At 66.6% G+C, this 24,560-nt stretch carries 25 protein-coding genes; 14 read left to right on the top strand and 11 right to left on the bottom strand.

Annotated elements, in window-relative coordinates:
• Positions 1–24: 24 nt before the first annotated feature.
• The 5 genes from SD196_RS01735 to SD196_RS01715 all read left to right on the top strand — a co-directional run bounded on the left by SD196_RS01735 (position 25) and on the right by SD196_RS01715 (position 5,214).
• Positions 25–570: a twin-arginine translocation pathway signal protein gene (locus tag SD196_RS01735; protein ID WP_275609766.1), complete on the top strand. Its 546-nt coding sequence runs from the start codon at positions 25–27 to the stop codon at positions 568–570.
• A gap of 39 nt (positions 571–609) precedes the next feature.
• A complete protein-coding gene (locus tag SD196_RS01730; RefSeq protein WP_275609765.1) occupies positions 610–2,205 on the top strand; it encodes a GMC family oxidoreductase in 1,596 nt (531 codons plus the stop codon).
• 312 nt (positions 2,206–2,517) lie between these two features.
• Positions 2,518–2,997: a pantetheine-phosphate adenylyltransferase gene (coaD, locus tag SD196_RS01725; RefSeq protein WP_184590535.1), complete on the top strand. Its 480-nt coding sequence runs from the start codon at positions 2,518–2,520 to the stop codon at positions 2,995–2,997.
• Positions 2,998–3,134: 137 nt separating this feature from the next.
• On the top strand, positions 3,135–3,386 hold the full coding sequence (locus SD196_RS01720; protein WP_207885708.1) for a YfhL family 4Fe-4S dicluster ferredoxin: 252 nt from the start codon (positions 3,135–3,137) through the stop codon (positions 3,384–3,386).
• A gap of 124 nt (positions 3,387–3,510) precedes the next feature.
• Complete coding sequence (locus tag SD196_RS01715) at positions 3,511–5,214, top strand: gamma-glutamyltransferase family protein (RefSeq protein ID WP_343578246.1); 1,704 nt, start codon at positions 3,511–3,513, stop codon at positions 5,212–5,214.
• A 25-nt stretch (positions 5,215–5,239) separates the two neighbouring features.
• Here SD196_RS01715 and SD196_RS01710 read toward each other — a convergent pair whose 3' ends face one another.
• The 6 genes from SD196_RS01710 to nudE form a co-directional block, all read right to left on the bottom strand.
• Complete coding sequence (locus tag SD196_RS01710; protein ID WP_416311007.1) at positions 5,240–7,087, bottom strand: Na/Pi cotransporter family protein; 1,848 nt, start codon at positions 7,085–7,087, stop codon at positions 5,240–5,242.
• A gap of 85 nt (positions 7,088–7,172) precedes the next feature.
• The gene (locus tag SD196_RS01705) at positions 7,173–7,514 is read right to left on the bottom strand and encodes a multidrug transporter (RefSeq protein WP_275609762.1); all 342 of its coding nucleotides are present in this window, start codon (positions 7,512–7,514) and stop codon (positions 7,173–7,175) included.
• An 83-nt stretch (positions 7,515–7,597) separates the two neighbouring features.
• Positions 7,598–8,176, bottom strand: coding sequence for a lysophospholipid acyltransferase family protein (locus SD196_RS01700; protein ID WP_275609761.1), 579 nt, complete (start codon positions 8,174–8,176; stop codon positions 7,598–7,600).
• Positions 8,177–8,258: 82 nt separating this feature from the next.
• The gene (mutM, locus tag SD196_RS01695) at positions 8,259–9,071 is read right to left on the bottom strand and encodes a bifunctional DNA-formamidopyrimidine glycosylase/DNA-(apurinic or apyrimidinic site) lyase (RefSeq protein WP_331315585.1); all 813 of its coding nucleotides are present in this window, start codon (positions 9,069–9,071) and stop codon (positions 8,259–8,261) included.
• A gap of 123 nt (positions 9,072–9,194) precedes the next feature.
• Entirely contained in the window at positions 9,195–10,013 is an 819-nt protein-coding gene (gene cysQ / locus SD196_RS01690) for a 3'(2'),5'-bisphosphate nucleotidase CysQ (protein ID WP_416311006.1), read from the bottom strand.
• The gene (gene nudE / locus SD196_RS01685; protein WP_331315582.1) at positions 10,013–10,579 is read right to left on the bottom strand and encodes an ADP compounds hydrolase NudE; all 567 of its coding nucleotides are present in this window, start codon (positions 10,577–10,579) and stop codon (positions 10,013–10,015) included. Before nudE ends, cysQ begins: the two co-directional genes overlap by 1 nt.
• 125 nt (positions 10,580–10,704) lie before the next feature.
• Between nudE and yrfG the strand changes: the two genes are divergently transcribed.
• Complete coding sequence (gene yrfG, locus SD196_RS01680; protein ID WP_331315580.1) at positions 10,705–11,367, top strand: GMP/IMP nucleotidase; 663 nt, start codon at positions 10,705–10,707, stop codon at positions 11,365–11,367.
• Between the two features lie 46 nt (positions 11,368–11,413).
• On the opposite strand, the gene lysM is transcribed toward yrfG, so the two are convergent.
• Positions 11,414–11,851: a peptidoglycan-binding protein LysM gene (gene lysM, locus SD196_RS01675; RefSeq protein ID WP_275609756.1), complete on the bottom strand. Its 438-nt coding sequence runs from the start codon at positions 11,849–11,851 to the stop codon at positions 11,414–11,416.
• Positions 11,852–12,004: 153 nt separating this feature from the next.
• Here lysM and SD196_RS01670 point away from each other — a divergent pair, with 153 nt between their 5' ends.
• From SD196_RS01670 to SD196_RS01650, 5 genes are all read left to right on the top strand, one after another.
• The gene (locus tag SD196_RS01670) at positions 12,005–12,901 is read left to right on the top strand and encodes a LysR family transcriptional regulator (protein WP_275609755.1); all 897 of its coding nucleotides are present in this window, start codon (positions 12,005–12,007) and stop codon (positions 12,899–12,901) included.
• Positions 12,902–12,999: 98 nt separating this feature from the next.
• The gene (gene fdhD, locus SD196_RS01665; RefSeq protein ID WP_275609754.1) at positions 13,000–13,848 is read left to right on the top strand and encodes a formate dehydrogenase accessory sulfurtransferase FdhD; all 849 of its coding nucleotides are present in this window, start codon (positions 13,000–13,002) and stop codon (positions 13,846–13,848) included.
• 48 nt (positions 13,849–13,896) lie between these two features.
• Positions 13,897–16,218 (top strand): FdhF/YdeP family oxidoreductase, encoded by a 2,322-nt coding sequence (locus SD196_RS01660; protein WP_416311005.1) that lies wholly within the window; start codon positions 13,897–13,899, stop codon positions 16,216–16,218.
• 519 nt (positions 16,219–16,737) lie between these two features.
• The gene (locus SD196_RS01655; protein ID WP_275609752.1) at positions 16,738–17,232 is read left to right on the top strand and encodes a glycine zipper domain-containing protein; all 495 of its coding nucleotides are present in this window, start codon (positions 16,738–16,740) and stop codon (positions 17,230–17,232) included.
• 122 nt (positions 17,233–17,354) lie between these two features.
• Positions 17,355–17,807 (top strand): glycine zipper domain-containing protein, encoded by a 453-nt coding sequence (locus SD196_RS01650; RefSeq protein ID WP_275609751.1) that lies wholly within the window; start codon positions 17,355–17,357, stop codon positions 17,805–17,807.
• A gap of 45 nt (positions 17,808–17,852) precedes the next feature.
• Here SD196_RS01650 and SD196_RS01645 read toward each other — a convergent pair whose 3' ends face one another.
• On the bottom strand, positions 17,853–18,395 hold the full coding sequence (locus SD196_RS01645) for a DUF2087 domain-containing protein (RefSeq protein WP_416311004.1): 543 nt from the start codon (positions 18,393–18,395) through the stop codon (positions 17,853–17,855).
• A 275-nt stretch (positions 18,396–18,670) separates the two neighbouring features.
• Between SD196_RS01645 and SD196_RS01640 the strand changes: the two genes are divergently transcribed.
• Complete coding sequence (locus tag SD196_RS01640) at positions 18,671–19,036, top strand: hypothetical protein (protein ID WP_331315571.1); 366 nt, start codon at positions 18,671–18,673, stop codon at positions 19,034–19,036.
• 523 nt (positions 19,037–19,559) lie between these two features.
• On the opposite strand, the gene SD196_RS01635 is transcribed toward SD196_RS01640, so the two are convergent.
• From SD196_RS01635 to SD196_RS01625, 3 genes are all read right to left on the bottom strand, one after another.
• On the bottom strand, positions 19,560–19,994 hold the full coding sequence (locus tag SD196_RS01635) for a thioesterase family protein (RefSeq protein ID WP_331315569.1): 435 nt from the start codon (positions 19,992–19,994) through the stop codon (positions 19,560–19,562).
• A gap of 7 nt (positions 19,995–20,001) precedes the next feature.
• Entirely contained in the window at positions 20,002–21,159 is a 1,158-nt protein-coding gene (locus SD196_RS01630) for an iron-containing alcohol dehydrogenase (RefSeq protein WP_416311003.1), read from the bottom strand.
• A gap of 291 nt (positions 21,160–21,450) precedes the next feature.
• Positions 21,451–22,245: a thymidylate synthase gene (locus SD196_RS01625; protein ID WP_275609746.1), complete on the bottom strand. Its 795-nt coding sequence runs from the start codon at positions 22,243–22,245 to the stop codon at positions 21,451–21,453.
• A 220-nt stretch (positions 22,246–22,465) separates the two neighbouring features.
• On the opposite strand from SD196_RS01625, the gene SD196_RS01620 reads away from it, so the two are divergent.
• Together SD196_RS01620 and SD196_RS01615 are read left to right on the top strand one after the other, a co-directional pair.
• On the top strand, positions 22,466–22,972 hold the full coding sequence (locus SD196_RS01620; protein WP_331315564.1) for a sugar dehydrogenase complex small subunit: 507 nt from the start codon (positions 22,466–22,468) through the stop codon (positions 22,970–22,972).
• Between the two features lie 2 nt (positions 22,973–22,974).
• Positions 22,975–24,558 (top strand): GMC family oxidoreductase, encoded by a 1,584-nt coding sequence (locus SD196_RS01615; protein WP_331315563.1) that lies wholly within the window; start codon positions 22,975–22,977, stop codon positions 24,556–24,558.
• The last annotated feature ends 2 nt before the right edge of the window (positions 24,559–24,560 follow it).

Here is a 24,560-nt window from a genome sequence, read left to right as displayed (position 1 = left end):
CTCCATCGTAGGTGACCAACAAGAATGACAGACACCTCCCTGAGCGCACCGGGCCTGTCCCGGCGCGGCGTCCTCAAAGTCGGCCTGCTCGGTGGCGCCTTCCTCGCCACCGCCGGCGTCACCGCCACCCTGAGCGGCTGCTCGGCCAGCGTGCCGGCCAACGGCTACAAGGTCCTGCGCGACTCCGACATGCCCTTCCTGCGCGCCCTGATCCCGGTGATGCTGGCCGGCGCCGTGCCCGCCGAGCGCATGGCCGATGCGGTCAAGGGCACTCTGGAAAGCCTCGACTTCGGCCTGGACCGTCTCTCTCCGGAAATGCTCAAGCTCACCGTCCAGCTGTTCGACGTGCTTGCCCTGCCGATCACCCGCGGCCCGCTGACCGGCATCTGGGGCAGCTGGGACAACGCCAGCGCTGCCGACGTGAAGCACTTCCTCGAACGCTGGCAGAACAGCTCGATCTCGCTGCTGAAGATGGGCCACAGCTCGCTGCTGCAACTGGTCCTGATGGCCTGGTATGGCCGCCCGGAGTCCTGGGGGCACTGCGGCTACCCCGGCCCGCCTAAGGTCTGACCCGGACAGAACAACAAGAATTCGCCTGAGAGAATCCCGATGCCTGTACCCGATCTGTTCGCCGCTGGCCTTGCCGGTGGCTGGAAAGTCCATGACGGCTCACGCCTGGAAAACGACCTGACCCTCGAAGCCGACGTGGTGATCGTCGGCACCGGCGCGGGCGGCGGCACCACCGCCGAAACCCTCAGCGCCGCCGGCTACAAAGTGCTGCTGGTGGAGGAAGGCCCGCTGCGCACCAGCTCCGACTTCAAGATGCAGGAAGCCGAGGCCTACCCGACCCTGTACCAGGAAGGCATCGGCCGGATGAGCAAGGACGGCGCCATCACCATCCTCCAGGGCCGCGCGGTGGGCGGCACCACCCTGGTCAACTGGACCTCCAGCTTCCGCACGCCGGAGCCTACCCTGGACCACTGGGCCAAGGAGCACGGTGTGAAGGGCCACAGCGTCGCCGAGATGGCGCCCTGGTTCGAGAAGATGGAACAGCGCCTGGGCGTCGCGCCCTGGGCACTGCCGCCGAACGCCAACAACGACGTGATCCGCAAGGGCTGCGACAAGCTCGGCCTGCACTGGAAAGTCATCCCGCGCAACGTACGCGGCTGCTGGAACCTGGGCTACTGCGGTATGGGCTGCCCGACCAACGCCAAGCAGTCGATGCTGGTGACCACCATTCCGGCCACCCTCGACAAGGGCGGCGAGCTGCTCTACCTCGCCCGCGCCAACCGCCTGCTGATCGACGGCGACAAGGTCAGCGGCCTGGAATGCCTGGCCATGGACGAGCGCTGCGTCGCCCCCACCGGCCGCAAGATCACCGTCAAGGCGCGCCACTACGTGCTCTCCGGCGGCGGCATCAACACTCCGGCGATCCTCATGCGCTCCAAGGCCCCGGACCCGAACGGCCGCGTCGGCCAGCGCACCTTCCTGCACGTGGTGAACTTCAGCGCCGCGCTGTTCGACGAGGTGATCAACCCCTTCTACGGCGCGCCGCAGTCGATCTACTCCGACCACTTCCAGTGGGACGACGGCGCCACCGGGCGCATGTCCTACAAGCTCGAAGTGCCGCCGCTGCAACCCTCGCTGACCGCTACCCTGCTCGGCCGCTTCGGCGAGGACAACGCCATGCGTATGGAACAGTTGCCGCACACCAACGTGCTCCTCGCCCTGATGCGCGACGGCTTCCACCCCGACAGTGCGGTCGGCAGCGTCAGCCTGCGCGGCGACGACACCCCGGTACTCGACTACCAGATGACCGACTACACCTGGGACGGCATCCGCCGCGCCTTCCACACCATGGCCGACATCCAGTTCGCCGCCGGCGCCAAGGCCGTGCTGCCGCTGCACGCCGACGCCGGCTATGTGAAGACCGCCAAGGAGGCCCACGCGCTGATCGACGGCCTGAGCCTGGAGCTGTACCGCACCCGCCTGGGCAGCGCCCACGTGATGGGCGGCTGCGCCATGGGAGAGGACCCGAAGCAGTCGGTGTGCGACAGCCTCGGCCGTCACCACCAGCTGCAGAACCTGTCGATCCACGACGGCTCGCTGTTCCCCACCAGCATCGGCGCCAACCCGCAGCTGTCGGTGTACGGCCTTACCGCGCAACTGGCAGATGCCCTGGCCAAGCGCCTGGGCAAGGCCTGAAGCGATTCCCCGGCAGCCCATGCCGGCGGCCTTTCGTAGGAGTGAGCTTGCTCGCGAACCAGGGTTTCCCGGAGAAATCGGAGCCGGGCGGTTCGCGAGCAAGCTCGCTCCTACAAGGGAGCAGCGACCGCGAAGCCGGCCGCGCAGGCTCTGGCACGGGCCCTGCGCGTGACTGCATGGTCCGCCGCCGATAAACTCAGGTAGTCCGCGCGCGGAAGCACTACCAAGGTCGCTTGGCCCCACGGACATGCTGCGTTACCATCCGCCCCGCTGATGCCCAGCCTGCCAACAAGAGCCGACCAGGACGCCGCGATGAATCGAGTGCTGTACCCGGGTACCTTCGACCCCATCACCAAAGGCCATGCGGATCTGGTCGAACGCGCCTCGCGACTGTTCGACCAGGTGATCATTGCCGTCGCCGCCAGCCCCAAGAAGAACCCCCTGTTCCCGCTGGAGCAACGGGTCGAGCTGGCTCGCCAGGTCACCTCGCACCTGCCCAACGTCGAAGTCGTCGGCTTCTCCTCGCTGCTCGCGCACTTCGCCAAGGAACAGAACGCCAACATCCTGCTGCGCGGCCTGCGCGCGGTGTCGGACTTCGAGTACGAATTCCAGCTGGCCAACATGAACCGCCAGCTCGCTCCCGACCTCGAAAGCATGTTCCTCACCCCGTCGGAGAAGTACTCCTTCATCTCATCCACCCTGGTGCGCGAAATCGCGGCGCTGGGCGGCGATATCACCAAGTTCGTCCACCCCGCCGTAGCCAGCGCCCTGGCCGAGCGCTTCAAGCGCTGATACGCGTGGCCGCCAAGGATGGCGGCGACAGTCCCTCCTCTGATCCCACTTCGCGTGCAACGAGCGCGCCGATACGGCACAATTTCACCATTGTTGCTACCGATCGCCATGGCTGCCGCCCTGGTTGGAGTTGTTCGATGTCCCTGAAAATCACTGACGATTGCATCAACTGCGACGTCTGCGAACCCGAGTGCCCCAATGCCGCGATCTCCCAGGGTGAGGAGATCTACGTGATCGACCCGAACCTGTGCACCGAGTGCGTCGGCCACTACGACGAACCGCAGTGCCAGCAGGTGTGCCCGGTCGACTGCATCCCTCTCGACGAAAACAACGTCGAGAGCAAGGAGCAGCTGATGGAGAAGTACAAGAAGCTCACCGGCAAGGCCTGATCGCGCGTATTTCGATATTTTTTCATTGAGCTCTCACAAACCCTTGGGCCACGGGATTGTCTATCCTCCCTAGTTCGCCCAATCAGGTTTTCCAGCCGGTGCCGCCGGCGGTTCGTGAGATGCCATGTCCCTGTTGAATATCCGCTCCCGCGCCACCCTGCTCGGCTTCTGCAGCCTCCTGCTGCTCAGCGCCGCCCTGCATGCCGCGGAACACCCGGCGCAGGCCGGCGTTGCCACTGCCCACCCAGCCGCCACCGTGGCCGGCCTGGAAACCCTCGCCGACGGCGGTAATGCCTTCGACGCCGCCGTGGCCATCAGCGCCGCACTGGCGGTGGCCGAACCTTATGGCTCGGGCCTGGGCGGCGGCGGCTTCTTCCTGCTACGCCAAGCCGGCGACCCGCCGACCTACCGCTTTATCGACGCCCGCGAACGTGCCCCGCTGGCCGCCCATGCGCGGATGTACGAGCGCAACGGCAAGGTCGACCCGCAGCTGTCGACCAACGGCGCGCTGGCCGCCGGCATCCCCGGCCTGCCCGCGGCGCTGGCGGACATCACCAGCCGCTACGGCAAAAAGACCCTGGCCAATAACCTGGTGCCAGCGATCCGCCTGGCCACCGACGGCGTCTCCGTCGACCGCATCTACATCGACCGCGCGTCCTGGCGCCTGGATGCCATGCGCAAGGACCGTGAAACCGCGCGCATCTTCCTCCCCAGCGGCAACCTGCCTGAAGAATGGGACCTGGTGCGCCAACCGGAGCTGGCGCGCACCCTGGAGCGTCTGGCCCGTTATGGCCGGATCGGCTTCTACGAAGGCGAGACCGCCGACAAGCTGGTACAGGGCGTCCGCGCCGCCGGCGGCGTCTGGAGCCTGGAGGACCTGGCCAGCTACCGCACCGTGGAGCGCCCGGCGCTGCGCTATCCGCTGGCCGACGGCAAGGAACTGATCAGCGCCCCGCCGCCCTCCGCCGGCGGCGTCGCCCTGGCCCAGAGCCTGGGGATGCTGCAGCAGTTGCCCTGGCAGAAGGCCGAGCCGGTGCAGCGCGCCCACTACGTGGTGGAAGCACTGCGCCGCGCCTACCGCGACCGCGGCCTGCTGGGCGACCCCGACCGCGTCGCCAATCCGGTGACGCAACTGCTCGCCCCCGACTACCTCAAGCGCCTCGCCGGCGGCATCGACCCGCAGCGCGCCACCCCGAGCGCTTCCCTACCCCCGGCGCCGGCCTGGCGCGAGGGTGACCACACCACCCACTTCGTGGTCATGGACGCGGACGGCAATGCGGTGGCCGCCACCCTCTCGGTCAACCTGCCGTTTGGCGCCGCCTTCACCGTGCCCGGCACCGGCGTGCTGCTCAATGACGAGATGGATGACTTCGCCACCGACGTCAGCGGCGCCAACGCCTATCAACTGACCGGCAGCCAGGCCAACGCCGTGGCGGGAGGCAAGCGCCCACTGTCGAGCATGAGCCCGAGTTTCATCGAGAGCCCCACGGAACTGGCGGCCTTCGGTACCCCCGGCGGCAGCCGAATTCCCAGCATGGTGCTGCTGTCGATGCTGGATTACCTGGATGGCAAGCCGATCCAGCAGTGGGTTTCGTCCCCGCGCTACCACCATCAGTACCTGCCGGACGTAATCGAGCACGAGCCGCGCGCCTTCAGCGGCAGCGAGATGGCCGAGCTGAGCCGCCGTGGCTACACGCTCAAGGATGTCGGCCGCGCCTACGGCAACCAGCAGGTGCTGCTGTGGAACAAGAAATCAGGAGCGGTACAGACGGCCAGCGATCCGCGCGGTATCGGCATCGCCACCGAGCTGGCGATGCCGCTGCGCTGATCAGGGCCGGCTCTTCAGGGGCGCCTCAGGGAAGAATCAGGGCTGGCGCGTCGTCGTCCTGCGGCTCGAACAGGCCATGTTCGGTGCCCAGCTGCAGCACGTTGCGCAGGCTCTGGACGATGCGGCTGGCATAGCCCAGGTCGTTCATCAGCGAGCTGGTCTGCAGACCATCCAGCTTCTGCTGGCGCACCGCAGCGAACAGCCGCTGGCGGAAGGCCGCGTCGAACGCCGCGGCGCTTTCGTCGAGCAGTTGCAGGCGCGCCAGGAGCGCGTCTTCCGGCAGCTCACCACCAATCAGCGCCCCCATCGCCCGTACTTCCCGCAGCATGCCGAGCAAGTGGCGGCGCAGTTCCACATAGGCCTCGCGTGTGCTCGACGGTTCGCCCTGCAGGGCCTGGCCGAGGTTCTTCTGCAGGTGCTTGGCGTCCTTCACCGCATCCACCAGTTGCAGCGCCACCACCTGGCAGGACAGCCAGAGCCGCTGGTGCTCCTCGTCCAGCGGCACGTCCAGGCGGCCCATGAAGCTCAACAGGTCGCCGTAGACGCCCTTGATATGGCGCTGGTAGAGCACCTCCGCGGACAGCGCGTGGCGGTCAGGCGCAGCCTGCAACTGGCCCTCGTCCACACGCGGCTGGCTGAGCATTTCCACCGGCAGGTACAGCGCGTGGCAGATCACCTCGATGCTCAACCGGCCCAGGTGGCGCAGCTCCTGCAGCACCGCGCTGGCAGAAGCGTCGGCGGAGTCCAGTGCCCGCTCGTTGAGGTAGCGCGCGTGGGTGCGCTCGATGCTCGGCTCGGCGGGCGCCATGTCGGTGATCAGCACCGGCGGCTCCTCCACCTCCGGCAACCAGCGCACCAGCGCCTTGGCCAGGGCCCCCTGCAACGGCCAGAACAGCAGCACGCCCATGCCGTTGAACAGCGTGTGGAACAGCGCCAGCTGGATCATCGGGTTGTCCGCCAGCCCGAATGGCGTCACCAGCGCGTGCACCAGCCAGGTCAGGGGCGAGAGCAGGATGAAGGTCAGCACACCAGTCACCACGTTGAACAGCACGTGCGCCAGTGCCAGCCGCTGCCCACTGCGGTTGCCGCCCAGGGAGCCGACGAAGGCCGTGGTGACGCTGCTGCCGACGTTGGAGCCGATGGCAATCGCCAGGCTCTGGCCAAGCTCCAGCTGGCCGCCGGCCAGTGCCGCCAGGGTGAGCATCAGGGTGGCGTGGCTGGACTGCAGCACCACGGTGATCAGCATGCCGAAAGTGACGAACAGCAGCGAACCGAGCATACCTTCGGCCTGTAGTTCGCTGGCATCCAGGGCATCGCCGAAGCTCTGGAAACCTTCCTTGATCTGGTCGATGCCCAGGAAGATGAAAGCGATCCCCAGGAGGATGCGCCCGGCCGCCTTGCTCTTGTCACCGTTGAAACCCATCAGCACGCCGAACACCAGCAGCGGCAGGGCAAGCGGACTCAAGCTGAGGTTCTGCCCGGCCAGGGCGAGCAGCCAGATGCCACTGGTGGCGCCGAGGTTGGCGCCGAAGAGAATGGCGATACCACCGGCCAGCTGGATCAGCCCGGTGCTGATGAAGGCGATGGTGAGCAGGGAAACCAGGGTGGAGGATTGCAGCAGGAAGGTGCCGACCAGGCCGAACAGCAGGCTCTTGGCTCGGGTCGCGGTACTTTTCTCCAACCAGCGCTCCAGTTGGCTGCCGGCCAGGTCGCGCAGGCCCTCTTCCAGGCACTGCATGCCGAACAGGAACAATGCCAGCCCCGCGCCCAACTGCAGCAGACCGGCACTGGACCAGAAGCTATAGCCAAGACCAACGGCAACCAGCAACAGAAGCACGGGACGCAGGTGCTTCTTCAGCCGGGTCGTATCCATACGTTACCTGCTGCAATCGACGCATCACCAAGGATGCGCTCGCTATCACGGGACGGCCCGAAGCAGCCGTCCCCAAGGGCAGGACTCAATCCTGCTTGTAGCCGCTCTTGGTGCAGCCCAGGCAGCGAACGAAGGCGGACTTGCCCGGCTCGACCACCAGCGCCTGGCCCGCTTCCTTGACGTTGCCACCCAGCGCGCTGAACGGCAGGGTCACCACGAACGCAGCGGCGCCCACCACGGTGGCGGCGATCAGCAGCGGACGGGCGAAGATCAGGTCGCCCATCATGGCGTAGCCGGGCGGAGCCTCGACGGTGTAGATCGGGTCGCCGCTGGTGCTGGAAGCCACCACTTCTTCGGCGACGGCCGGCATCGCCGACAGCCCGCAGGTCAGTGCCAGGACAACGGCGGTGGTGCGAAACAGGTTCATGGAGAGAAGTCCTTTTTATGTAGTTGGGCAGGCAGACTGCCATTAACTATAACAGCGCTCCGTGACTTGTCGCGTGACAGCCTTCAATCGCCGAAGAATGCATATTCAGGCTTTTTCGGTACAAACGGCCGGTAGAAATCCAGCATCCGCCGCAGATCGACCGCCTCATCCCCCGTCGGCCAGAAGGGCTCGCCGATGACGATGCGCCGCCCCGGATAGTCCAGCGCGGCCAGGACGATGGGCACGCCCGCGCCACGAGCGATGTGGTAGAAGCCCATCTTCCAGCGTTCGACCTTCTTGCGGGTGCCCTCCGGCGAGAGGATCAGCATCATCTCGCGGCTTTCGCGGAAGGCCTGCACCGCCTGGTCCACGGTATTGAGCTTGAGGTGCCGCTGGATCGGGATGCCGCCCCAGCGACGCATCAGTCCGCCCAGCGGGCCACTGAACAGGGTGTGCTTGCCAAACCACCGCGCGTTCAGGCGCAGCACGAACTTGGCGGCGAGGAACAGCATGAAATCCCAGTTGGAGGTATGGTGGGCGCCGATCACCACGAACTTGTCGAGAGCGGGCAGCGAGCCCTCGATGCGCCAGCCCGCAACGCGCAGCATGGCATGGCCGAGCGCCTCGGCCATGGGGTTGCGGGGCAGATAATTACCGGACATGAATCACCTGGTGGCCCCCTCGAGAGGGGCCATTGTTGTTATGGATTATTTTAGAGCGACAGAGTAACGGGGGTGGCGAGCGTCAACGTTGGCAGCGCGGACAGTACACGCTGGCGCGCTGGCCGAGCCGGACCTCGCGCAGGGTCGAGCCGCAGACCTTGCAGAACTCGCCGCCGCGTCCGTAGACGAACAGCTCCTGCTGGAAGTAACCCGGCTGGCCGTCGCCGCCGACGAAATCGCGCAGCGTGGTACCACCGCGCTCGATGGCGATCGCCAGGATGCGTTTGATCTCCTGCGCCAGCTTCAGGTAGCGGGCCCGGGAGATAGTACCGGCCTCGCGGCGCGGGTCGATGCCGGCAGCGAACAGTGCCTCGGTGGCGTAGATGTTGCCCACGCCGACCACCACCGCGTTGTCCATGATGAAGGGCTTCACCGCCATGCTGCGCCCGCGGGACATCTGGTACAGCCGCTCGCCCTCGAAGGCTTCGGTCAGCGGCTCCGGCCCGAGATGACGGAGCAACTCATGCTCCAGCGGCGCCTGGCTCCACAGCAGTGCGCCGAAGCGCCGGGGATCGGTGTAGCGCAACGCCAGGCCCGACTCCAGCTCGATGTCCACATGCTCATGTCGCGCCGCCGGCAGCCCGCACTCGACCAGGCGCAGGCTGCCTGACATGCCCAGGTGGCTGATCAGCGTGCCGACCTCGGCATTGAGCAGCAGGTACTTGGCCCGCCGTTCCACCTGCAGGATGCGCTGCCCGGAGAGGCGCACGTCGAGGTCCTCGGGTATCGGCCAACGCAGACGGCGCTCACGGACGATCACGCGACTGACGCGCTGGCCTTCGAGGTAGGGCGCAATGCCCCGGCGGGTGGTTTCGACTTCGGGTAATTCAGGCATGGATCACGACGGTAGAAGAAGGTCTTTGTAGGAGCGAGCTTGCTCGCGAACGGGTCGACCGGCAACACCGGCGTCAGGCTGGTTCGCGAGCAAGCTCGCTACTACGCAATGCGGCAGGGCCAATCAGTCCAGCGCACGCGCCAGCTGGATCAGTTCCTCACGCCATTCCGCGGCCTTCGGCAGGGCGAGGAACGACGGATTGAGCAGCGTATCCCGCGCCTCATAGGTGAAGACCTGGCCATGCAGGTCAAGCATTTCGCCGCCGGCACCTTCCAGGACGCCCTGGGCCGCCGCGGTATCCCACTGCGAGGTGGGCGCGAGGCGCGGATAACAGTCCGCCGAGCCCTCGGCCAGCAGACAGAACTTCAGGGAACTGCCGATATTGGCCAGTTCCAGGTCGCCGAAACGCTCCGCCAGGCCGGCCAGCAGGCGCTCCTGGGCAGGGCTCGAATGGCGCTTGCTGGCCACCACGGTGAAGGCTTCGGCCGGGCTGACCCGCACGCTGATTTCCTGCGGATCGCCACCGCGCTCCTCGCGCCACGCGCCAAGCCCGGTGCCGCCGTAGTAGCAACGGCCGCTGGCGGGGATGCCGACGACACCGAACACCACCCGACCGCGCTCGATCAGCGCCACGTTGACGGTGAACTCCTCGCTGCCGGCGATGAACTCCTTGGTGCCGTCCAGCGGGTCCACCAGCCACCAGCGCGTCCACTGGGCACGCTGCTCAAGCGGGATGTTGCAGTCTTCCTCCGACAGCACCGGCACTTCCGGCGCCAACGCGCGCAGACCGTCGGCCAGCAGGCGGTGGGCGGCCAGGTCGGCGGCGGTCACCGGCGACTCGTCGGCCTTCTGCTCGATGTTCAGATCACTGCGCCAGAACGGCAGGATCACGTCGCCGGCCTTGTGCACCAGGTCGATGACCGCGGGAAGAAAGGCATGCATCACGGTTGGTATTCTCCTCGTTGGGTCAACAGGTCGCGCACCAGGTAGAGCGCGGCCAGTGCGCGTCCTTCGCTGAACTGGGCATGCTGGGCGAGGCTGGACAGCTCCCGCAGACTGATCCTGTCCACCCGCATCGGCTCCGGCTCGTCGCCGGGCAGGCTTTCGGGATAGAGATTGCGCGCCAGCACCACCTGGATGCGCTGGCTCATGTAGCCGGGCGACAGCGACAGTTCGGTGATGTGCTCGAGTTCGTGGGCGCCGTAGCCGGCCTCCTCCTTGAGCTCGCGGTCGGCGGCGGCGAGGATGTCCTCGCCCGGCTCCACCAGCCCCTTGGGCAGCGACAGCTGGTATTCGTCGACCCCGGCGCAGTATTCCTCGACCAGGACCACATGCTCGGCATCGAGCATCGCGACCACCATCACCGCGCCATAGCCCTGCCCCTTGCCCACCAGCCGCTCATAGGTGCGCTCCACACCGTTGGAGAAGCGCAATTGCAGCTCTTCGACGGCGAACAGTCGGCTTTTGGCGACGATCTCGCGGGCGAGCACCGTGGGTTTCTGACGCATGGGGCGACTCCTGGGGGTGGCCGGGTCGGCTATGATAACCCGCCTTCTCCGATTGTCCGTGTCGGATGTTGCGCGAAGCCTGCCGATTCACTGCGCAATTACGACACCCTGTTACCGAGCCCACCATGCCAAGCCTGCCCTGGTCAGCCATCGATACCGTCCTGCTCGACATGGACGGAACCCTGCTCGACCTGCACTTCGACAATCATTTCTGGCTCGAACACCTGCCCCAGCGCTACGCCGAACACCACGGCATCAGCCGCGAGCAGGCCGACGCCGAGCTGCTGCCGCTGTTCCGCGAGCATGCCGGACAACTCAACTGGTACTGCCTGGACTTCTGGACCCGCGAGCTGAAGCTGTCGGTCCGCGACCTCAAGCGCGAGGTCGCCCACCTGATCGCCCTGCGCCCGGATGCCGACCTGTTCCTCGCCGCGCTGCGCCTGCACGACAAGCGCGCGGTGCTGATCACCAACGCCCACCGCGACTCGCTGTCACTGAAACTGGAACGGGTCGAGCTCGCGCCCTGGTTCGACCGCCTGATCAGCTCCCACGACTACGGCTACCCCAAGGAAGACCGGCAGTTCTGGCAGGCGCTGCAGGCCGATATCGGCTTCGACCCGGCACGCAGCCTGTTCATCGATGACAGCCTGCCGATCCTGCGCGCGGCGCGGCAGTTCGGCGTCGGCCACCTGCTGGCGGTGCGCCAGCCCGACAGCCGTGGCGGGCCCAAGGACACCGAGGAGTTCGCCGCCCAGGACAGCTACCGGACGCTGATCGAAGGGCTCTGATTCCCGCTGGCAAAAAGAGCCCGGCACTGGGCCGGGCTCGTGGGCGTTACGCCGGAATCCGCAGCACCTGGCCAGGATAGATCTTGTCCGGATGGCTGAGCATCGGCTTGTTCGCCTCGAAGATCTTCATGTAGGCGTTGGCGTTGCCGTACTCGGCCTTGGCGATGGCGCTCAGGGTGTCGCCCTTCTTCACGGTGACGAAGCGCGCTTCCGGGGCCGGCGTGGCGACGGTGATGTGGTCTTCCACGCCGGAGACACCCGCGACGTTGCCCAGGGTCAGCAGGATCTTCTCCTTCTCCTCCTGGCTGGCCACCTCGCCGGTGGCGATCACCTTGTCGCCCTCGACGCTGACCTGGATGTTCGGGTTGCCCAGGCCGACCTTGGCGATATGCTCCTTGAGCGATTCGGCGGCCTGCGCCTCCTGGCCCACGATGCTTTCCCACAGCTTCTCGCCGGCTTCCTTCACAAAAGCAAAAATGCCCATTTCCAATCTCCCTACAGTTACAGTGACAGGCGGCCGGCATTGGGCAGACCGCGTGCGCTAGGAGTCTAGTCGGCAAGATTGGTAACGCCCGCCGGATTATTCCCAGCCCAGCCTTTTTACCGACTGAAAGCCGCCTCCCGGAGCCATCCAGCGATGGACATCAAACAGCTCAAGTTCCTCTGCGCCCTCGACGAGACGCGGCATTTCGGCCAGGCGGCGGCACGCTGCCACGTCACCCAGCCGACCCTGTCGATGCGCCTGCGCAGCCTGGAGGAGGAACTGGGCCTGGAGCTGGTGCGGCGCGGGCAGCGCTTCGAAGGCTTCACCGAGGCCGGCGAGCGCGTGCTGGCCTGGGCCCGCAGCCTGCTGGCCGCCCACGACGGCCTGTACGCCGAGGCCGCCGCCTGCCGGGGCCAACTGGTCGGCACCCTGCGCCTGGGCCTGGTGCCGCTGGCGGGTTTCGACCCCATGCGGCTGATCGAGCTGTTCGCCCAGCGCCACCCGGAGCTGCGCTTCCAGCTCTACGCGCTGAGCTCGGAGAACATTCTCGAAGGCCTTGGCCGCAACCAGTTGGACCTCGGCCTGTCCTACCTCGACCGCCTCGACCGTGAGCACTTCGAAGGACTGGAACTGGCCGGCACGCGGATGGGTCTGCTGCACGACCGCCGGCACTTCCAGTTCGACAGCCCGACCCTCGGCTGGGACGCCCTGGCGGACCTGCCCCTGGGCCTGCTGTCGACCGGCATGCATTTTCGCCAGTCCATCGACCATGGTTTTCGCAGCCGTGGCCTGACACCCCGGCCGCGTCTGGAAACGGACGCCGTGCACCAGTTGCTGCAAGCCGTGGAGCGCGGCCTGTGCTGCGCAATCATGCCGCTGGGCAGTGGGCTGGACGCCCAGGGAGAGCACTTCGCCCTCACCCCGATAGAGGACGCCCGCACCCTCTCCCCACTGGGGTTGATCATTCGCCGCAGCGAGCCGCGCTCGGCCCTGGCCGAAGCCTGCTTCCGCGAAGCGGCCACGCTGTTGGACGACTCTCCGACCGAGTGATAGACGGCGTCGATCACGGTATCGAAACTACCCATTAGACGCTCCCCGCGTATCGGCCTAGTCTGGCGCTATTACTAGAGAACCATAGGGCTCAGCCCATGCCTTGCTTGATCGCCCGCCCGGCCGCCGCCGAGGTCCGGGCTCCCGACACGTCCGCCGACGCCCCCGTCGACGGCTACGCCTACGCCGAACTCACCCCGGAAAGCGACATCGGCAGCACCCCGCTGGCCGACGAAGTCGCCCTGGCCATCGCCTACAACGGCCTCAGCCAGGCCGTGATGATGGTCTCGCCGAACGATCTGGAAGATTTCGTCCACGGCTTCAGCCTCGGCGCCGGCTTCATCGAATCCATCGACGACATCTATGACATCCGCCTGACGCCCCACGGCGATGCAATTGCCGCCGAAGTGCAGGTCAGCAACCGCGCCTTCTGGGCGCTCAAGGAGCAGCGGCGCCAGCTGGCCGGCAATACCGGCTGCGGCCTGTGCGGTGTCGAGGCGCTGGACCAGGCGCTGCCGGACCTACCGGTACTGCCGTCTGCACCGCTACCACCCGCCGCCCACCTGGCCGGCCTGCGCGAGCGGGTGAATGCCGCCCAGGAAATCGCCCGCCGCAGCGGCGCCGTGCACGCCGCGCTGTTCGTCGACGGCAGCGGCGAAATCCGCCTGTGCCGCGAGGACATCGGCCGGCACAACGCCCTCGACAAGCTGGTCGGCGCCCTCAAGCGCCAGCGCCTGGACCTCCGCGACGGCTTCGCCGTGGTCACCAGCCGCTGCAGCCTGGAGCTGATCCACAAGGCCCTGCGCGCCGGACTACCCACCCTGGTCAGCCTGTCCGCTCCCACCGCGCTCACCGTGCAGTGGGCCCGCGAGCACAACCTGAACCTGATCCATCTGCCCCACCGCAGCGCCCCGCGCGTCTACAGCCCGGCTCCGAAAGCCGTCTGACCGCCCCCTGAAAAAAGCGTCGCCGCCGTCCTTCAAGAAAGAGCCCACATGAGCCTGCAATCCGTAAAACCTCGCTATCAACCCTACAAAGGTCCGGCCGCTGGTTGGGGCGCACTGATCAGCGTCACCCGCTTCTGGCTGGACAGCAAACAGCCGTTCAAGAACCTGCGCGCACTGCTCAAGACCAACCAGAGCGGCGGCTTCGACTGCCCCGGTTGCGCCTGGGGCGACTCGCCCGAAGACGGCCGGGTGAAGTTCTGCGAGAACGGCGCCAAGGCGGTGAACTGGGAAGCCACCAAGCGCCGCGTGGACGCTGCCTTCTTCGCCCGCCACAGCGTCAGCGCGCTGCGCGAGCAGAGCGACTACTGGCTCGAATACCAGGGCCGCCTGACCGAGCCGATGCGCTACGACCCGGCCACCGACCGCTACCAGCCGATTGCCTGGGACGACGCCTTCGCCCTCATCGCCCAGCACCTGAACACCCTGGAAAGCCCTGACCAGGCCGAGTTCTACACCTCAGGCCGGGCCAGCAACGAAGCGGCCTTCCTCTACCAGCTGTTCGTCCGTGCCTACGGCACCAACAACTTCCCCGACTGCTCGAACATGTGCCACGAAGCCAGCGGCGTGGCCCTGGGCGCGAGCGTGGGCGTCGGCAAGGGCACCGTAACCTTCGACGACTTCGAGCATGCCGACGCGATCTTCGTGTTCGGTCAGAACCCCGGCACCAATCATCCGCGCATGCTCGAACCACTGCGCGAAGCGGTGCAGCGCGGTGCCCAGGTGGTCGCCTTCAACCCGCTCAAGGAGCGTGGACTGGAGCGCTTCCAGCACCCGCAGAACGCGCTGGAGATGCTCACCAACGGTTCCGAACCGCTGAACACCGCCTTCTTCCGCCCGGCGCTGGGCGGCGACATGGCCGCCGTACGCGGCATCGCCAAGTTCCTCCTGCAGTGGGAGCGCGAGGCCCAGGCCAAGGGTGAGCCGGCGGTGTTCGACCACGCCTTCATCGCCGAACACACCCAGGGCGTCGAGTCCTACCTGGCCACGGTGGACGACACCAGCTGGGACCACATCGTCCAGCAGTCGGGCCTGAGCCTCGATGAGATCGAGCAGGCGGCGATCATGTATCGCCGCGCCGAGCGCGTGATCGTTTGCTGGGCCATGGGCATCACCCAGCACCACCATTCGGTGCCGACCATCCAGGAACTGGTCAGCCTGCAACTGCTGCGCGGCAACGTCGGCCGCCCCGGCGCCGGCCTGTGCCCGGTGCGCGGCCACAGCAACGTGCAGGGCGACCGCACCATGGGCATCAACGACCGCCCACCGGCAGCCCTGCTCGACGCTATCGAACGCCGCTTCGACTTCAAGGTACCGCGCGAGCACGGCCACAACACGGTCGAGGCGATCGAGGCGATGCTCAAGGGCGAGGCGAAAGTCTTCATCGGCCTGGGCGGCAACTTCGCCCAGGCCACCCCGGACAGCCCGCGCACCCACCGCGCCCTGGAGCGCTGCGCACTGACCGTGCAGATCAGCACCAAGCTCAATCGCAGCCACCTCACAGTGGGCGGCGATGCACTGATCCTGCCGTGCCTGGGCCGCACCGACATAGACCGCCAGGCCGAAGGCCCACAGGCGGTAACCGTGGAAGACTCCTTCAGCATGATCCACGCGTCTTTCGGCCAGCTGGAGCCTTCCTCGAAGCTGATGCGCTCGGAACCCGCCATCATCGCCGGCATCGCCAAGGCCACCCTGGGCAACCACCCGGTGGACTGGGACGCGCTGATCGCCCACTACGACCGCATCCGTGACCTGATCGCCGATACCATCCCCGGCTTCGCCGACTTCAATCGCCGCGTGGCGCACCCCGGCGGCTTCCACCTGGGCAACGCCGCCGCCGACCGGCGCTGGAACACCGCCAGCGGCAAGGCCAATTTCCATGACCAGCCGCTGCCGGCGGACCTGGTCCACGAGAAAGTCCGCCAGTCCGGCCAGGAGCCGCACCTGATCCTGCAGACGCTGCGCTCCCACGACCAGTACAACACCACCATCTATGGCCTGGACGACCGCTACCGCGGCGTGCGCGGCCAGCGCGAGGTGGTATTCGCCAACGAAGCGGACATCCGCCGCCTGGGCTTCGAGCCAGGCGAGAAGGTCGACATGGTGTCGCTCTGGGCGGACGGCGTGGAGCGCCGGGTCAACGGCTTCACCCTGCTGGCCTACGACATCCCCAGCGGCCAGGCGGCGGCCTACTACCCGGAGACCAACCCGCTGGTACCGCTGGAAAGCCACGGCGTGGGCAGCTACACCCCGACCTCCAAGTTCGTCGCCATCCGCATCGAGAAGGCCCGGCCGAGCCTGCGGATCGTTTGATGTTGTGCGGCAAGCCGGGGCCTGTGCCCCGTAGGGCGTACAACCGTTCGCGGTTGTACGCCGATACGCGCTTGCCGGCTGGCGCAGTGGTTGAGTTCGAAGCGCACGTGACGGGCGTCCAGGCGGAAGTCCGCACGGACGGGGGCCGAGCTCAGGCGGCGTATAACGCCGAACGTTATACGCCCTACCCGCCCGTGGCCTTTCCAGGCGCGCAGGAGATTACATCCCGCGAAAAATCCGCCGGAATCGCATACGTAGGAAGGGAATGAACGCTAAACTCGGAAGGGCATCAGGGGCAAGCGTGAAAAGCCATCATTGCAATAGCACTTTTCGTCAAAAACACACACAAAACAAAGCCCCGGAATAACACTCAGACCGCGCAAACTCGAAAAAGTTCTGACCCTAAATCAAATACTTGCATTATTTGATGAAAGTCGTGTTATTCGTCGGAAGTGCCTTGTCAGAGCCTTCGCACGAACCGAGGATCGCTTCCAACATCCCCACAGAGAGATCCTCTCTATGAAATACTCCTCGATGCTCCTGTTGTCTCTTGCGCTGGTTGGTGGCACCGCCTTCGCGGACGGCGACACCCGTGCCGGCGTCGGTGGCGCCCTGGGCGGGGTATTGGGTTCGGTCATCGGCCAGTCGGTCGGTGGCAGCACCGGCGCCGCTATTGGTAGTGGTATCGGCGGTGCGGCCGGTGGTGCGGTCGGTGCCCGCCACGGCAACAAGACAGAAGCCGCCATCGGCGGTGGCCTGGGTGCAGCCGGCGGCCAGGTGATCGGCAACAAGATGGGCGGCACCACTGGCGGTCTGATCGGCGCGGCCCTGGGCGGCGGCGCGGGCGGCGCACTGGGCAACCACTACGCCGACAACAACCGCGACGACGACGATGATGACTACCATCACGGCTACCGTCGTGCCCGCTACTACGACCGCGGCGACTGGCACGATAACGGCCGCCATCGCGGCTGGTACAAGCACAAGCACCATCGTCGCCATTGGGACGATTGATCCGCGGCAGGCAAACCGCGATCAGTCCACGGAAATGATGACTGACAGCCGGGCAGGCGTTGCCCGGCTGTTTTGTGTGCGGGACAATTTCCCCATCCCATTCCTAAATTCAGGTTCGCAAGATGCGTAAGACTCTTTCTGTTCTGGCGCTGGCCCTCCTGGCCAGCCAGGCCATGGCCGATGACACCAAGGCTGCCATTGGCAGCGGCGTAGGCGGTGCCCTGGGCAACGTCGTAGGCGGCGCCCTGGGCGGTTCCACCGGCGCAGCCATTGGCGCTGGCGTTGGCGGCGCAGCCGGCGGCGCGATGGGCGCGAAGAACGGCAACAAGACTGAGGCTGCCATTGGCGGCGGCCTGGGTGCTGCGGGCGGCTCCGTGATCGGCAACAAGGTCGGTGGCTCCACCGGCGGCACCATCGGTGCGGGCCTGGGCGGCGCCGCGGGCGGCGCGCTGGGCAACCACATGTCCGACAAGAACAACGATGACGATGATGACCACGATGGCCATCACGACAACGGCTACCACAAGGCCAAGGGTCACCATAAGCACAAACACAAGTATCACGACGACGATTGATGCTGTGTTGAACCAAGAGCCCGCCTTCCGGCGGGCTCTTTCATTTCAGGCCTGGAGAGCGGGCAACACGGAGAGCAGCGCGCTCAGCTCCTGCGGCGGACGCCGCTCGATGCGCCAGTACTCGCTGCCGTCTTCGGTGCGCGAAAGCCAGCCGCCGTCGACCAATGCCCGGCGCAACAGCAGGTGATCGCCGAGGCACTCCTGGGCGCGTAGCCGCTCGTTGAGTTCCGGCTCGCTCCAGCGCTGGCGCGCCGGCAGCCGCGACCACAGCACCCAGAGGCAGGCCTCGCGATGGCTGTGCTTCTTCGGCCAGCGTTGCAGGCAGCCGGACTCGTCGAAATAACGCCGCCACTGCTCGATGCGGCGGAAGTCCACTACCGCCTCGGGCTCGGCCTCGCGCACCAGACGCGCCTCGGCCTGGTGGCTGGCGCGCAGCGCCTGATAGTTGCGAAAGCCAACCGCGCGGGCCAGCAGATTGAGCATTTCGACATGGCCGGGACGTTCGGGCGACTCGTCGAGCTGACGCGCCAGCGATTTTGCCAGGGCGGAAATGTCGGGGGCGTTGAAGGGCAAGCGTTGCCTGGACACAGTGCAATCCTCGTTGCGTGCCAAGACCTCGCGTAGAGGTTATCGGGGGTCGCCGTATTCCGATGCGGCACTCAAGGAATGTGTGTCGGATCGTCAAGGGTGGGGGAACCGCGCGGCAGGTTTAGCGCTCTCCATACGGAGGCGGCGACGCCTGGGTGAACTGCCGACCGGCGGCCAGCATAGGCCGGCGGTGGCGCCCAGGGCAAGTCCCGGCTGGTTCGGCAAAGCTGGTATAGGCTTGCCGGGCAGGGATCACTGGCGAGAAGGAGCTATCCGTGAAAGCTGTAGCGGTTGCCGGACTGTTGTTGACGCCGTTGCTGGCGAATGCAGCGCAGGCCGGAAGCTGGCAGGTATGCCGGCTGGAAGTGGAGATCACCGAGACGGTGAAACAGCCTTACCCGGGGCTCAAGGGGCGAGTGGAATCGGTCAAGGCCAGACCCGCCGAGGCGCAATGCCCGGACAAGGGCGCAGTGATCGCCTTCGAGCCGGAGAGCGCCGACTGGCAGAGCATGATCCCGCGCAGGCACTGGCCGGCGCCGGGGCAGCGGGTGTGGATGCGCTACCAGTACCTCGACGGGACGTGCAAGAACGATGGGAACGAGCGGCCGTGCCGGATCGAGCATTATCCGATGGGGTGGTGAGTCGGTGGGCTGATGCAGCGTTCCCATTGCGGACACGGGCTGAGTGTTCCTCTCGGTCCTTGGGATCGCGCATTGCTTCGGATTGTTGCCGCGACAATGGATTCCTCCGGGATGCTTCCCACAAGAGCATCGCGGACAAGGTCCGCTCCTACGGGAGCCGTGCTACTGCTCTGGCTCTGGCTTAAGGACTTCCAGAGAAATATCCGCGCGTGTCGGAGCGCCCCTTCAGGAGGCCGAGTGGAATCGGAGTTTCAGGGGTTGAGCGGCATGGATGCCGCGAGAGCGTCGTTGGGCCATGGATGGCCCGTCGACGCGGGCCCCTGAAACTTCGATGGAGCGAGGGAAGTCCGGCGAAGCCGGACCCGGATGCAGGGGCAAGCGCTTTGGTTACTTTCTCGCGTTTGAGAAAGTGACTCGCCCGAGGGGGCGAAACCCAATACTTCCGAACACGCCAAAGCGGCGCATATACACCCAATTCCAAAGAAGAGCATCGCGGACAAAGTCCGCTCCTACGAAAAGCCGTTCAGGCGCGGTGCAGTACTTCCATCGCCTCACGCAGTGGCGCCGGAATCGGCACCGGCCGACTGCTCGAGCGATCGACGAACACATGCACGAACCTGCCTGCCGCGCAGGCCAGGTCCTCGCCTTGGCGGAAGATCGCCAGCTCGTACTGCACCGAGCTGCTGCCCAGCTTGCCAACCCGCAGGCCGACCTCGATGCGCTCGGGGAAGGCCACCGGGGCGAAATAGTCGCAGCTGGAGCTGACCACGAAGCCCACCACCTCGCCGTCGTGAATATCCAGGCCGCCGCGTTCGATCAGGTAGGTATTCACCGCCGTGTCGAAGAAACCGTAGTAGGTCACGTTGTTCACGTGGCCGTAGATATCGTTGTCGTGCCAGCGGGTGGTGATCGGCTGGAAGTGCGCGTAGTCGACGCGGCTGGGGTGTTGTTCGCTCATCGCTCTCTCAGTAGGCGGCTCGGTAGATGGCCAGCGCGTCGCTCTCGCTGACTTCACGGGGATTATTCACCAGCAGGCGCTGCTGCAGCATCGCGTCGGCGGCCAGGCGCGGCAGGCTGTCCTCCGGCACGCCGGCGTCGCGCAGGCGCGAGGGCAGGCCGCAGCGCGGGCTGAGGTCGGCCAGTTCGGCGATGAACTGCTCGGTGCGGTCGGCGTCCGTGCGCAGGCGCTTGCCCAGCAGCAACGGCGCCAGTTCGGCGTAGAGCGGGCCGGCGTCGGGCGCATTGAAGCGGATCACTTCCGGCAGTACCAGCGCATTGCTCAGGCCGTGGGGAATGTGGAAGTGCCCGCCCAGTGGATAGGCCAGTGCGTGCACGGCGGCCACCGGGGCATTGGCGAAGGCCTGCCCGGCCAGGCAGGCGCCCAGCAGCATGGCCTGGCGCGCCTCGCGATTGCGGCCGTTGTGCACGGCTTCGCCGAGGTTCAGCGCCAGCAGACGCAGGGCCTCGCGGGCCAGCAGGTCGGACAGGGGATTCTTCTTCAGCTTGCTGGTGTAGGCCTCGATGGCGTGGACCATGGCGTCGATGCCGGTGGCGGCGGTGACCTCCGGCGGCAGGCCGAGGGTGAGGTCGGCGTCGAGCAGCGCCAGGTCCGGCAGCAGGTGCGGGCTGACCACACCCATCTTGGTGGTCTCGCCGGTGGTCACGATGGCGATCGGCGTGACTTCCGAGCCGGTGCCGGCGGTGGTCGGCACCTGCAGCAGCGGCAGGCGCGGGCCACGGGCGTTGCCGACGCCGAAGATATCCTTCAGCCCTTGGGAGGCCAGCGGATGCGCCAGCAATGCCACCAGCTTGGCCACGTCCATCGAGCTGCCGCCGCCGAAGCCGATCACCAGTTGCGCGGCCATTCGGCGCGCCCGGTCGGCGGCTTCCAGCACCACGCTTTCCGGCGGGTCGGCCAGCACCTGGTCGAAGACTTCCACCGCCACGCCGGCGGCGGCAAAGCCCGGCAGCACGCCATCGAGCATGTTCAGCCGGGTGATGCCGGGGTCGGTGACGATGAGTACGCGCTGGGCGCCGCGTTCGCGGCAGAGTTCACCCAGGCGGGCGGCGGAGCCACTCTCGCAGAGGATCTGCGCAGTGGTGGCGAAGCTGAAAGGCTGCATGACGGTCCCCGGTCTTGTCGTTATTCGGCGGAAAATCCGTTGGCCTACTTGGCGGCCAGCCCGGGGAGCATAGCAACGGGGCGCAATATCACGAAACCTTGTACCGCCTGGCGAAACCGTTATTCACCGAGTGAATGGGGGCACGAAGGCTCATGAGGCGTAGGAGCGGACTCCGTCCGCAATCCGGCCTCACGCTGGGTCCATCGCGGACAAAGTCCGCTCCTACGGAAGAGGTCCCGCAGAAACAAAAAAGGCCGGCATTGCGCCGGCCTTTTCTTCATCGAGGACAGGTCAGACAGCGACCGGCGCCTTGATGTGCGGGTGGGCCTCGTAGCCGACCAGCTCGAAGTCCTCGAAGCGGAAGTCGAACAGGTCCTTCACCTCGGGATTGATCTTCATGGTCGGCAGCGGCAGCGGCTGGCGGGTCAGCTGCAGGTCGGTCTGTTCCAGGTGGTTGGCGTACAAGTGGCAGTCGCCGCCGGTCCAGATGAACTCGCCCGGTTGCAGGCCCGCGACCTGCGCAACCATCAGGGTCAGCAGCGCGTAGCTGGCGATGTTGAAGGGCACGCCGAGGAAGATGTCGGCCGAGCGCTGGTACAGCTGGCAGCTGAGCTTGCCGTCGGCGACGTAGAACTGGAACAGCGCGTGGCACGGCGGCAGGGCCATCTCGTCGATCAGCGCGGGGTTCCAGGCGGAGACGATCAGGCGGCGCGAGTCCGGGTTCTTCTTCAGCATCGCCATCAGGTTGGCGATCTGGTCGATGTGACGACCGTCCGGCGCCGGCCAGGAGCGCCACTGGTAGCCATAGACCGGGCCGAGGTCGCCGTTCTCATCGGCCCATTCGTCCCAGATCGAGACGCCGTTTTCCTTCAGGTAGGCGATGTTGGTCGAGCCTTTGAGGAACCACAGCAGCTCGTGAATGATCGATTTCAGGTGGCACTTCTTGGTGGTCACCAGCGGGAAGCCTTCGGCCAGGTCGAAGCGCATCTGGTGGCCGAACACGCTGTAGGTGCCGGTGCCGGTGCGATCGCTCTTGAAGGTGCCGTGTTCGCGCACGTGGCGCATGAGGTCGAGGTACTGTTTCATCGATGCAGTCTTAATCCGGTGAGGCTCTGCGGCGCGGCTCGCGATGGCCGCCGGCGGATCGATCCGCCCGGGCAGAATCTGAACAAGCGGCAATACTAAGGGGCGCGGCCCACTCTCGCCACCCCGACCGGCCCGGTGGCCGCCGTAAGTTCCGAACGACACGACGCAAGCGGCGCCAGACCGCGCGCCGCCACCTTTGCCTGGTGCCAGAGAGGTTCGCATGTCCGACGTTCAACGACCCGACTTCCCCCTTTCCCGCCGCCGCCTACTGGCGGTGGCCTGCACCGGCGCAGCAGTAGGCGGCGTGCTGCTCAGCCCCGCCGCCCGCACCTGGGCCGCGCTGACGCCCCAGGCTGAGGCGGAGCTGGCCAGCTTCATGACCCTCTCCCAGCGCCTGACCGGGCGCAGCAACCTCGACCCACGCATCGGCCAGCGCCTGTTCGAGGCCCTGGCCCAGCGCGACACCGCGCTCAAGCAGAGCCTCGCCGAGCTGCAGGCGCACCTGGCCGAGCCGCCCGCCAGCTGGGGCGAGCGCCCGCAGTGGCTGGCCCGGCAGATCCTGGGCGGCTGGTACCTGGGGCAGATCGGCGATGCCAGTAGCGCCAGCGTGGTCACCTACGAGCAGGCGCTGATGTTCAAGGCGGTGGACGACGTGCTGGTGATCCGCAGCTACTGCCCGAACAAGCCGGGCTTCTGGGCGGCCCAGCCGGCCGAGCGGGAGGTGTGAACATGGCCGAGACGCAACGCGCGGATTTCGTGGTGGTCGGCTCCGGCGTCGCCGGGGCGCTGGTGGCCCATCAGCTGGCGCTGGCCGGCAAGGATGTGCTGATCCTTGAAGCCGGGCCGCGCATGGCGCGCTGGGAGATCGTCGAGCGCTTCCGCAACCAGGCGGACAAGTCCGACAACCAGGCGCCCTACCCCTCGAGCCCGCACGCCCCGCACCCGCAATTTCACCCGGACAACCACTACCTGATCCAGAAGGGCACGCACCCCTACGACGTGCAGTACCTGCGCGTGGTCGGCGGCACCACCTGGCACTGGGCGGCCTCGGCCTGGCGCTTCCTGCCCAACGACTTCAAGCTGCTCAGCCTCTACGGCGTGGGCCGTGACTGGCCCATCGAGTACGCGGAGCTCGAACCCTGGTACCAGCGCGCCGAGGAAGAACTGGGCGTCTGGGGACCGGGCGACGAGGAGCTGGACTCCCCGCGTAGCCAGCCCTACCCGATGCCGCCCCTGCCGCTTTCGTGGAACGAGCAGCGCATCAAGACCCTGCTCAACGCCAACGGCTACCGCGTGGTCACCGAACCGGTGGCGCGCAACAGCCGTCCCTACGACCAGCGGCCGACCTGCTGCGGCAACAACAACTGCATGCCGATCTGCCCCATCGGCGCCATGTACAACGGCATCGTCCACGTCGAGAAGGCCGAGGGCGCCGGCGCGCGGCTGGTGGAAAACGCCGTGGTGTTCAAGCTGGAGAAAGGAGACGGCGGCAAGATCACCGCCGCGCTGTACAAGGACCCGCAAGGCAACGAGCACCGGGTCGAAGGCGGCACCTTCATCCTCGCCGCCAACGGCATCGAGACGCCCAAGCTGATGCTGATGTCCGAGGTCGGCAACAGTTCGGACATGGTCGGCCGCAACCTCATGGACCATCCCGGCACCGCCGTGCAGTTCTATGCCAACGAGAAGCTCTGGCCGGGCCGAGGGCCGCAGGAGATGACCTCGATGGTGGGCTTCCGCGATGGCGCCTTCCGCAGCGAGTACGCCTCCAAGAAGATCCACCTGTCGAACCTCTCGCGCACCGACCAGGTGGCCGCCGAGCTGATCCGCAAGGGTCCGCTGCTGCTGGGCCGCGAGCTGGAAGCGCAGATCCGCGACCGCGCCGCGCGCTTCGTACGCTTCGACAGCTTCCACGAAATCCTCCCGCACCCGGAGAACCGCATCGTCCCCAGCGCCAGCGAGCGCGACGCGGTGGGCATCCCCAAGCCGGAGTTCACCTACGCGATGGACGACTACGTGCACAAGAGCGCGGTGCACACCCGCGAGGTGTACACCCACGCGGCGAAGTTGCTGGGCGGCACCGAAGTAGTGTTCGAGGACAACTTCGCCAACAACAACCACATCACCGGCACCACCCTGATGGGCGCAGACCCGAAGGACTCGGTGGTGGACAGCCACTGCCGCAGCCACGACCACCCCAACCTGTTCATCGCCGGCAGCGCCGTGATGCCCACCGTCGGCTCGGTGAACTGCACCTTGACCATCGCCGCCCTGGCCCTGCGCCTGGCCGACCAACTGAAGCGGGAGGCCTGACG

The sequence above is a fragment of the Pseudomonas macauensis genome, from assembly GCF_047902425.1.
Lineage (GTDB): Bacteria > Pseudomonadota > Gammaproteobacteria > Pseudomonadales > Pseudomonadaceae > Pseudomonas.
The sequence above is the reverse complement of the archived record's forward strand: the minus strand, read 5'-3'. Positions and strand labels throughout refer to the sequence as shown.